Below are 6,000 nucleotides of genomic sequence, written 5' to 3'. Positions count from 1 at the left end.
ATGGCTGAAGTTCTCGTCTTTGTCGACCACGTGGACGGTGCCGTCCGCAAGCCCACGCTGGAGCTGCTGACGCTGGCGCGTCGTGTGGGTGAGCCTGTCGCCGTTGCTCTGGGCAGTGGTGCGGCGGATACGGCCGGTGTGCTCGCCGAGCACGGTGCCGTCCGGGTGCTGACCGCCGATGCTCCCGAGTTCGCCGATTACCTCGTGGTTCCGAAGGTCGACGCGCTCCAGGCCGCCTGTGGCGTGGTGTCCCCGGTTGCCGTGCTGCTGCCCTCCTCCGCGGAGGCCAAGGAGATCGCTGCCCGTCTCGCGGTCCGGATCGGTTCCGGGATCATCACCGACGCCGTCGACCTGGAGGCGGGTGAGCAGGGGCCGGTCGCCACGCAGTCCGCGTTCGCGGCCTCGTACACGACCAAGTCCCGTGTCTCCAAGGGCGTACCGGTCGTCACGGTCAAGCCGAACTCGGCTCCGGTCGAGGCGGCACCGGCTGCCGGTGCGGTCGAGGCCCTGACGGTTTCCTTCTCGGCGCAGGCCACCGGTACCAAGGTCCTGTCCCGTACTCCGCGTGAGTCGACCGGCCGCCCGGAGCTGACCGAGGCCGCGATCGTCGTTTCCGGTGGCCGTGGTGTCAACGGTGCGGAGAACTTCCACGTCATCGAGGCGCTCGCGGACTCGCTGGGTGCGGCGGTCGGTGCCTCGCGTGCGGCGGTGGACGCGGGCTGGTATCCGCATTCCAACCAGGTCGGCCAGACGGGCAAGTCCGTCTCGCCGCAGCTGTACATCGCCTCGGGTATCTCGGGGGCGATCCAGCACCGGGCGGGTATGCAGACCTCGAAGACGATCGTCGCGATCAACAAGGACGCCGAGGCCCCGATCTTCGACCTCGTCGACTACGGCGTCGTCGGCGACCTCTTCAACGTCGTCCCGCAGCTCACCGACGAGGTCACCGCCCGCAAGGGCTGACCCCCGCCGGCAGTACACGGCACGACAGCGGGACCCGCAGTACGGGGCCGCACGGTGAAACCCACCGTGCGGCCCCGCGCCGTTTCCGATCACCATTGACGCAGGTACGGCAGGCTTATAACTTCACTATACGGATTGCTGATTCCGGGAAGCGGAAACAGCGAGAGTGTGGAGGGTGCGGAAATGGGTCAGCAGGAGAAGGTGGCGACGAGCCTCGCCGGTGCGGTCAGTGAGGGGATCAGCGCCTCACTCACAGCGGTGGACGCCGAACTCGCACGCCGCTACCCGGGCGACCCCGGGACGCGTCAGCCCGTCCACACGGTCTACGTGCCGGGGGACGCCTTCACCGCAGGCACCATCCGCTCCTGGGGCGACCAGGCGCTGCGGGCGCTCGACGAGCACGCCCCCGACGCCGCGTCGCTCGCAGCCGTGCTGGGCATCCCGGCCGAGCTCGCCGGACCCGTCCACGACCGCGTACGCGCCAAGCTGAGCCGTGAGCCCGTGGAGGACCTCCGCATCGACTTCGAGGACGGATACGGCCCCCGCTCCGACGCCGAGGAGGACGAGGCGGCGGCCCGTGCGGCCCGGCTGATCTCGCAGGCGTACGCGAACGGCACGGCGGCGCCGTACATGGGCATCCGGATGAAGTGCATGGAGGCCGCCGTACGCGACCGGGGCATCCGCACCACGGACGTCTTCCTCACGGGACTCATGGAGGCGGGCGGCCTTCCCGACGGGCTCGTGCTCACCCTGCCGAAGGTGACCTACCCCGAACAGGTCACCGCCTTCGTACGGCTTCTCGAAGCCTTCGAGGAGGCCCACGGGCTTCCCTCCGGACGGCTCGGCTTCGAGATCCAGATCGAGACCAGCCAGTCGATCCTCGCCGCTGACGGCACCGCTGCCGTCGCCCGCATGATCGACGCCGCGCAGGGCCGCGCGACGGGTCTGCACTACGGCACGTTCGACTACAGCGCCTGCGTCGGGGTCAGCGCCGCGTACCAGGCGAGTGACCACCCGGCGGCCGACCACGCGAAGGCCGTGATGCAGGTGGCCGCCGCGGGCACCGGAGTGCGTGTCTCCGACGGTTCCACCAACGTCCTGCCCGTGGGCCCCACCCCCCAGGTGCACGAGGCCTGGCGGCTGCACTACGGGCTCACCCGCCGCGCCCTGGCCCGCGCCTACTACCAGGGCTGGGACATGCATCCGGGCCACCTCCCGACGCGTTACGCGGCCGTCTACACCTTCTACCGCGAGGGCCTGGAGCAGGCCGCGGCCCGGCTCGCCGCGTACGTGGCGAAGGCGGGCGGCGACGTGATGGACGAACCTGCCACCGCGAAGGCGCTCAGCGGCTACCTGTTGCGGGGCATCGACTGCGGCGCCCTGGACACCGCCGAGGTGGCCCGGCTGACCGGGCTGACCCGCGCGGACCTGGACGCCTTCGCCTCACCGAGGCGTGGCGGGCTGACCGTGACGGCGCCGTAGCCTCTCCGCCAGACCGCCCGGCCCGGGGTCAGGCCGGGCGCAGCTCGCCCGAGCCGCGCGGGATCAGCCTCGTCGGGAGCTCGACGCGTGCCGGCGAGTGGTCGGCGCCGTCGAGCCGCCGGAAGAGGTGCTCGGCCGCGGTGCGGCCTACCGCCGCCGCGTCCTGGGAGATGACGGTGATGCCGAGCAGATCCGCGAGCTCGATGTCGTCGAAGCCGACCAGGGCGACGGGCCGTTCCCGGCCGGCCAGCACGCGCACCGCGGTCACCGTCACGCGGTTGTTGCCGGCGAAGAGCGCGGTGACGGGTTCGGGACCGGAGAGCATGGTCTCCGCGGCCGGGCGGACCCGCTCGGGGTCGGTGGAACCGAGCGAGACCCAGGAGTCCTCGACGGTGATCCCGGCGTCGCTCATGGCGGTGTGATATCCGCGGAGGCGCTCGGTGGCGGTGTGGATCCGGGGCTGGTCGCCGATGAATCCGATCCGGCGGTGGCCGTGCGCGATCAGGTGGGCGACGCCCTCGCGGGCGCCGCCGAAGCTGTCCGAGAGCACCATGTCGGCCTCGATCTGGCCCGCCGGACGGTCCACGAAGACCGTCGCTATGCCGGCCTTGATCTCCGGCTCCAGATAACGGTGGTCGTCGCCGGCCGGAATCACGATGAGCCCGTCGACGCGTCGTGCACACAGCGCGAGCACGAGTTCCTGCTCGCGCTCCGGGTCCTCGGCGCTGGAGCCGTTGATCAGCAGGGCGCCGTGCGCGCGGGCCACCTCTTCCACCGCGCGGCTCAACGGCCCGTAGAACGGGTCCGCGAGGTCCTCCAGGACCAGACCGATCGAGGCGGTGCGGCCCTTGCGCAGCACACGCGCGCTGTCGTTGCGGCGGAAGCCCAGCGCGTCGATGGCCTCCTGGACCCGGCGCTCGGTGTCGGGCGTGACGCCCGGCTCGCTGTTGACCACGCGCGAGACCGTCTTGAGGCCCACTCCGGCACGGGCGGCCACGTCCTTCATGGTCGGCCGGTTGCCATAGCGGGGCTCGGGGTGACGGGTGGTCTCGGCCACGGTGCGCAGTCCTGTCCTCGGGTACGGGCGGTCCGGACCTCCCGCGGAGGGTACCGCGGGAGAGGCCGGAGGCTGTGGCGTCGAGCATAGGCCCTGGACAACGTTGTCAAGTGAATGGAGACTATGCAGACTATTCACTGAAGCCGCAGGTCCCACCCCCTCACCCACGGAGCCACACCGATGCATACCGACCTCGTCGCCGCGCTGGACATCGGCGGCACCAAGATCGCCGGAGCATTGGTGGACGGCGACGGCACGCTCCGGGTACGGGTGCAGCGTCCGACGCCTGCCCGCGAGGACGGCGAGACGGTGATGACGGCGGTCGGTGACGTCCTGGCGGAGCTGTCCGCGTCACCGCTGTGGAGCCGGGCCACGGCCGTCGGTATCGGCAGCGCCGGTCCGGTGGACGCCGTCGCCGGGACCGTCAGCCCCGTGAACGTGCCCGGCTGGCGGGGCTTTCCGCTGGTGGAACGCGTGAGCGCGGCCACCGGCGGTCTCCCTGTCGAGCTGGTCGGCGACGGGGTCGCGATCACGGCGGCCGAGCACTGGCTGGGCGCCGCCCGCGGCCACGACAACGCCCTGTGCATGGTCGTGTCGACCGGAGTCGGGGGCGGGCTCGTCCTCGGCGGGGCACTCCACCCCGGCCCCAGCGGCAACGCGGGCCACATCGGGCACATCAGCGTCGACCTCGACGGTGACCCGTGCCCGTGCGGAGCGCGCGGCTGCGTCGAACGCATCGCGAGCGGCCCCAACATCGCCTGCCGCGCCCTTGAGGGCGGCTGGCGGCCCGGACCGGACGGTGACGCGACCGCCGCGGCGGTCGCGGCGGCGGCGCGGGCGGGCGACCCGGTCGCCGTGGCTTCGTTCGAACGGGCGGCACAGGCGCTCGCCGCGGGCATCGCCGCGACGGCCACCCTGGTCGAGATCGACATCGCGGTGATCGGCGGGGGAGTGGCCGGCGCCGGAGAGGTGCTGTTCGCCCCGCTCCGCAGCGCCCTGCGGCGGTACGCGACGCTGTCGTTCGTCCAGCGGCTGACCGTGACGCCGGCGGTCATGGGCAACGACGCGGGGCTGGTGGGCGCGGCGGCGGCGGCCTTCGCCGCGCGGGTGGGAGCGAACGGGGCCGTTTCCGTCCAGAGCCCAGCCGTTCGGATCAGGTGACCTTCCGCCCCGTTGCTCCTTGGATGCGCTCTTGGACGGGGCAGGGGCAGGGCTGCGACAGGGGGCTGGGACCGGGGGTTCCCTCCCGCTCGCCCGCGTCCCTCGCGGAGGCACTACTGGGTACGGCGGGCCACCTCCAGGACGAGTACCACGCTCTCGCGGGAGTTCGGGAGCGTTTGTGCGAGACCTCCAGCGCGGAGAGGTACCGGTCGATCGCAAGGCCTGTCACCCGCTCGGACCCTCGGCGTGGTGCGGCGGATGCGGGGCGCGCCGACCTGCGGTTGGCTGGGCCGTGCACCGAGTCGTCGTCCTGCCCTCCTTCCACAGGAGTGCGGATGTCTGCGTGCGTCTGTCTTCGGCGCCGCAGGCCGGGCCCTCGACCCCTCGACCGGTGGACCAGGTTTCCCCTGACGCTGGATTCGGAGTCACTCATGCCTGTTTGCAAGACCCGTGACGGTGTGGAGATCTTCTACAAGGACTGGGGGAGCGGACGCCCGGTCGTCTTCATCCACGGCTGGCCCCTGAACGGCGATGCCTGGCAGGACCAGCTGAAGGCCGTCGCCGACGCGGGCTTTCGCGGTATCGCACACGACCGCCGAGGCCACGGCCGCTCCACCCCCGTCTACGACGGCTACGACTTCGATACCTTCGCCGACGACCTGAACGACCTGCTCACCCACCTCGACCTGCGGGACGTCACCCTGGTCGCGCACTCGATGGGCGGCGGTGAGCTGGCCCGCTACATCGGCCGGCACGGCACCTCGCGGATCAAGTCCGCCGTGCTGCTGTCCGCGATCCCGCCGCTGATGATCCAGGGCCCCGACAACCCCGAGGGCGTGCCGGGCAGCGTCTTCGATTCCATCAAGACGGGCATCCTGAACGAGCGCTCGCAGTTCTGGAAGGAAACCGCGGTCGGGTTCCTCTCAGCGAACCGGCCCGGCACCAAGGCGACGGAGGGCAACAAGGACGCGTTCTGGTACATGGCGATGGCGCAGACCATCAAGGGCGGCGTCGACTGCGTGGACGCCTTCGGCTACACCGACTTCCACGAGGACCTCAAGAAGTTCGACGTTCCGCTGCTGATCGTCCACGGTGACGACGACCAGGTCGTCCCGATCGACGCCACCGGCCGCAAGACCGCGAAGCTGGTCCCCGGCGCGGTCCTCAAGGTGTACGAGGGCGGGTCGCACGGCATCGCCGTCGTCCCGGGTGACAAGGAGCGCTTCAACCAGGACCTGCTCGAGTTCCTGAAGGACTGACCCCGTGGGGCTCTGAGCGTCGGCGCGCAACGGCGTTCGCCGCCGGGCCGGACCGCGCGCGTTCGCCGTCGGCTTCGG

General features: G+C 71.4%; 5 protein-coding genes. 4 read left to right on the top strand and 1 reads right to left on the bottom strand.

Going from position 1 to position 6,000, the window contains the following annotated elements:
- Window positions 1-963 (top strand): electron transfer flavoprotein subunit alpha/FixB family protein (locus ACGFZA_RS16395; RefSeq protein ID WP_393679671.1); only part of this gene is annotated, 963 nt, incomplete at its 5' end.
- Window positions 964-1,146: 183 nt separating this feature from the next.
- A complete protein-coding gene (locus ACGFZA_RS16390; RefSeq protein ID WP_385271861.1) occupies window positions 1,147-2,445 on the top strand; it encodes a DUF6986 family protein in 1,299 nt (432 codons plus the stop codon).
- A gap of 28 nt (window positions 2,446-2,473) precedes the next feature.
- Here the strand turns inward: ACGFZA_RS16390 and ACGFZA_RS16385 are convergent, their stop codons facing one another.
- Entirely contained in the window at window positions 2,474-3,502 is a 1,029-nt protein-coding gene (locus ACGFZA_RS16385) for a LacI family DNA-binding transcriptional regulator (protein WP_393679668.1), read from the bottom strand.
- A 180-nt stretch (window positions 3,503-3,682) separates the two neighbouring features.
- Between ACGFZA_RS16385 and ACGFZA_RS16380 the strand changes: the two genes are divergently transcribed.
- Together ACGFZA_RS16380 and ACGFZA_RS16375 are read left to right on the top strand one after the other, a co-directional pair.
- A complete protein-coding gene (locus ACGFZA_RS16380) occupies window positions 3,683-4,663 on the top strand; it encodes an ROK family protein (protein ID WP_393679666.1) in 981 nt (326 codons plus the stop codon).
- Window positions 4,664-5,094: 431 nt separating this feature from the next.
- The gene (locus ACGFZA_RS16375) at window positions 5,095-5,922 is read left to right on the top strand and encodes an alpha/beta fold hydrolase (RefSeq protein WP_385271852.1); all 828 of its coding nucleotides are present in this window, start codon (window positions 5,095-5,097) and stop codon (window positions 5,920-5,922) included.
- Window positions 5,923-6,000: the final 78 nt, after the last annotated feature.

It is taken from the genome of Streptomyces sp. NPDC048211 (assembly GCF_043202315.1).
Taxonomy (GTDB): domain Bacteria; phylum Actinomycetota; class Actinomycetes; order Streptomycetales; family Streptomycetaceae; genus Streptomyces.
This window is presented reverse-complemented; position numbering and strand designations above follow the sequence as displayed.